Origin of the sequence: Streptomyces sp. NPDC059853 (genome assembly GCF_042731495.1) — a bacterium.
In the GTDB taxonomy this organism is placed as follows: domain Bacteria; phylum Actinomycetota; class Actinomycetes; order Streptomycetales; family Streptomycetaceae; genus Streptomyces.
Genome location: NZ_JBHWJL010000410.1, coordinates 1 through 3,599, shown reverse-complemented (window position 1 = coordinate 3,599; position 3,599 = coordinate 1). Strand labels below are relative to the sequence as shown.

Below are 3,599 nucleotides of genomic sequence, written 5' to 3'. Positions count from 1 at the left end.
TCTCGGTGTCCACCTTGTCGGTGGAGACCTCGAGCAGCGGCTCGTCGGCCTCGACACGCTCGCCCTCGGCCTTCAGCCAGCGGGTGACGGTGCCCTCGGTCACGCTCTCGCCGAGCGCCGGAAGGGTTACGGAAACCGGCATGGTTTCTGTTGCTCCTTACGAGAAGTGCGGATGGTTGCGCGCTCTGGTTGGCAACGCGGCCTGGGTTCAGTCGTGGGAGTGCAGCGGCTTGCCGGCCAGGGCCAGGTGGGCCTCGCCGAGCGCCTCGTTCTGCGTCGGGTGCGCGTGGATGAGCTGCGCGACCTCGGCGGGCAGCGCCTCCCAGTTGTAGATGAGCTGAGCCTCGCCGACCTGCTCGCCGAGCCGGTCGCCGACCATGTGGACGCCGACGACGGCACCATCACGGACCTGCACGAGCTTGATCTCGCCCGCGGTCTTCAGGATCTTGCTCTTGCCGTTGCCGGCCAGGTTGTACTTCAGGGTGACGACCTGGTCGGCGCCGTACCGCTCCTTGGCCTTCGCCTCGCTGATGCCCACCGAGGCGACCTCGGGGTGGCAGTAGGTCACCCGGGGCACACCGTCGTAGTCGATCGGCACCGGCGACAGACCCGCCAGCCGCTCGGCGACCAGGATGCCCTCGGCGAAGCCGACGTGCGCCAGCTGGAGCGTGGGGATGAGGTCACCGACCGCCGAGATGGTCGGCACGTTGGTGCGGCAGTACTCGTCCACCAGCACGTGGCCGCGCTCCATGGCGACCCCGGCCTCCTCGTACCCGAGCCCCTGCGAGACCGGGCCGCGCCCGATCGCGACGAGCAGCAGCTCCGCGTCGTACGTCTTGCCGTTGTCCAGGGTGACCCGCACCCCGTCGGCGGTGTACTCCACGCCCTTGAAGAAGGAACCGAGCGAGAACTTTATCCCGCGCTTGCGGAACGCACGCTCCAGCAGCTTCGAGCTGTTCTCGTCCTCCGCCGGCACCAGGTGCGGCAGGCCCTCGATGATCGTGACGTCGGTGCCGAACGACTTCCACGCCGACGCGAACTCGACGCCGATGACACCGCCGCCCAGCACGATCGCCGACTTCGGCACCCGGTCCAGGACCAGCGCGTGGTCCGAGGAGATCACCCGGTCGCCGTCGATGGTCAGCCCCGGCAGGGACTTGGGGGTGGAACCGGTGGCCAGCACGATGTGCCGGCCCACGTACCGCTGGCCGTTCACGTCCACGGAGGTGGCCGACGACAGCCGGCCCTCGCCCTCCACGTAGGTGATCTTGCGCGAGGCGACCAGACCCTGGAGCCCCTTGTAGAGCCCGGCGATCACCCCGTCCTTGTACTTGTGCACCCCGGCGATGTCGATACCGTCGAAGCTGGCCTTCACGCCGAACTCGGACGCGTCCCGGGCGGCATCGGCTACCTCACCGGCGTGCAGCAGGGCCTTGGTGGGGATGCAGCCGTTGTGCAGACAGGTGCCGCCCAGCTTGTTCTTCTCGATCAGGGCGACGTCCAGGCCCAGCTGCGAAGCACGCAGGGCCGCGGCGTAACCACCGCTGCCGCCACCGAGAATCACCAGGTCGAAAACGGTGCTGGCGTCGTTCGCCACGTCACGTTCCTCCAAGCATGGGGTTCACCGGTACCGGTCCACATCGACCGGCCGGCGGTGTATGTACGCCGCGTGGTGTGATGCGCGGCTCGATGTGGCTCGCCCCGGTTGGTTGAGCCCGGCCCTGTCCTGCCGGAACAACATCTTCGCACTTGTCGGCGACAAGTGAGACGCCGGGCCGGACAGGGCCGGGACCACCGTGACGCGCGTCACGTCGGGGCGGGCCGTCAGCCGCGTGCGGCCAGTTCGCCGGCCGCCGCCCGCTCGGCGAGCGCCAGCAGGGTCCGCACCGCGGTCCCGGTGCCGCCCTTGGGGGTGTAACCGAACGCGCCGCCCTCGTTGAACGCCGGGCCCGCGATGTCCAGATGCGCCCACGGGGTGCCGGCCGGCACGAACTCCTTCAGGAAGAGCCCGGCCACCAGACCGCCGCCCATCCGCTCACCCATGTTCTTCAGATCCGCGATGACGGTGGCGCTCAGCCCCTCCGCCAGCTCGGCCGGCAGCGGCATCTCCCACGCCGGCTCCCCGGCCCGCTCGGCGCTCTCCGCCACCAGCGCCCGGAACGCGTCGTCGTTGCCCATCACCCCGAAGATCCGCTTGCCCAGCGCCAGCATCATCGCGCCGGTCAGCGTGGCCACGTCCACGATCGCGTCCGGCGACTCCTCGCCCGCCCGCACCAGCGCGTCGGCCAGCACCAGCCGGCCCTCGGCGTCGGTGTTCAGCACCTCCACGGTGGTACCGCCGTACATCCGCAGCACGTCACCCGGACGGGTCGCCGAGCCCGACGGCATGTTCTCGGCCAGCGCCAGCCAGCCCGTCACATTGACCTTCAGCCCCAGCCGGGCGGCGGCGACGGTCGCCGACAGGACGGCGGCGGCGCCGGCCATGTCGCACTTCATCGTCTCGTTGTGCCCGGCCGGCTTCAGCGAAATGCCGCCCGAGTCATAGGTGATGCCCTTGCCGACCAGCGCGATCGTCCGGTCCGCCTCCGGGTGGGTGTGCGCCACCCGCACCAGCCGCGGCGGCGCCTGCGAACCGGCGCCGACCCCAAGGATGCCGCCGAAGCCGCCCTCGCGCAGCGCCGCCTCGTCCAGCACCTCCACCGTCAGGCCGTGCTCGGCCGCCGCCTCGGTGACATGCGCGGCGAAGTCGGCCGGGGTGAGGGCGTTCGGCGGGGTGTTCACCAGGTCGCGGGTACGCGCCACCTCGGCGGCCAGCACCTCGGCGCGGGCGGCGGCCGCCCGGTGGTCCGCCTCCTCGGCACCGGCGGAGAGCACCGTGACCCGCGCCAGCGGACCCCGGTCGTCCTCACCCGTCTTGCGGAACGCGGTGAAGTCGTACGCGCCCAGCAGCGCGCCCTCCGCGACCGCCGCGACCCGCTCCGCGTCCCCGGCGGGCAGCGCGAACGCCGCGTGCTCCGTACCCGCCAGCGCGCGGGCGGCGGCGCCCGCGGCCCGCCGCAGCGTCTCGGCGGGGAAGCCCTCGCCGTCCGCGGGCGCGGTACCGAGCCCGACCGCGACCAGCAGCGGGGCGCCGGAACCGGCGGGCGCGGGCAGCTTGGTGATCTCCTCCTTGCCGCCCTTGGCACCGAGCGTGGCCAGCACGCCGGCCGCCTCGGTGAGCAGCGCGGACGGGGCCGCCGCGCCGGGCGCCGGCACGGGGCCGTCCTCACCCTTCACGATGCCGATGACCAGGGCATCCGCGCTCACCTCGGTCGCGGAGGTCTTGCTGAGGGTCAGAGCTGTCACGGTGCAGTTATTCCGTTTCGTCGTAGGTCGAAGCCGCCGGGCCAGGGTACGCGGGGCGGCCGTCAGCCGGTGCCCAGGGTGGCCACCAGCAGCGCCGTGGTGCCCGCGGTCTCGGCCAGCGCGCCCAGCACATCACCCGTCACCCCGCCCAGCCGCCGCCGGCAGCGGGCCAGCAGCACCTCGGCGGCGGCGAGTCCCAGCACGGCCGCACCGCCGCCCACCGGCCCGGCCAGGAGGGTGGCCGGCACCGCCGC

4 protein-coding genes are annotated in these 3,599 nt (G+C 72.4%); all 4 read right to left on the bottom strand.

What is annotated here, in order from left to right; all coding sequences use genetic code 11:
* Window positions 1-142, bottom strand: a 142-nt coding sequence (locus tag ACFV5N_RS25880; protein WP_385604381.1) for a biotin/lipoyl-containing protein, incomplete at its 3' end; no start/stop codon positions are given.
* Between the two features lie 66 nt (window positions 143-208).
* Window positions 209-1,597, bottom strand: a complete 1,389-nt coding sequence (gene lpdA, locus ACFV5N_RS25875; RefSeq protein WP_346069509.1) for a dihydrolipoyl dehydrogenase — start codon at window positions 1,595-1,597, stop codon at window positions 209-211.
* Between the two features lie 227 nt (window positions 1,598-1,824).
* Window positions 1,825-3,345 (bottom strand): leucyl aminopeptidase, encoded by a 1,521-nt coding sequence (locus ACFV5N_RS25870; protein ID WP_385604379.1) that lies wholly within the window; start codon window positions 3,343-3,345, stop codon window positions 1,825-1,827.
* A 62-nt stretch (window positions 3,346-3,407) separates the two neighbouring features.
* Window positions 3,408-3,599 (bottom strand): adenosylcobinamide-GDP ribazoletransferase (locus ACFV5N_RS25865; RefSeq protein WP_385604376.1); only part of this gene is annotated, 192 nt, incomplete at its 5' end.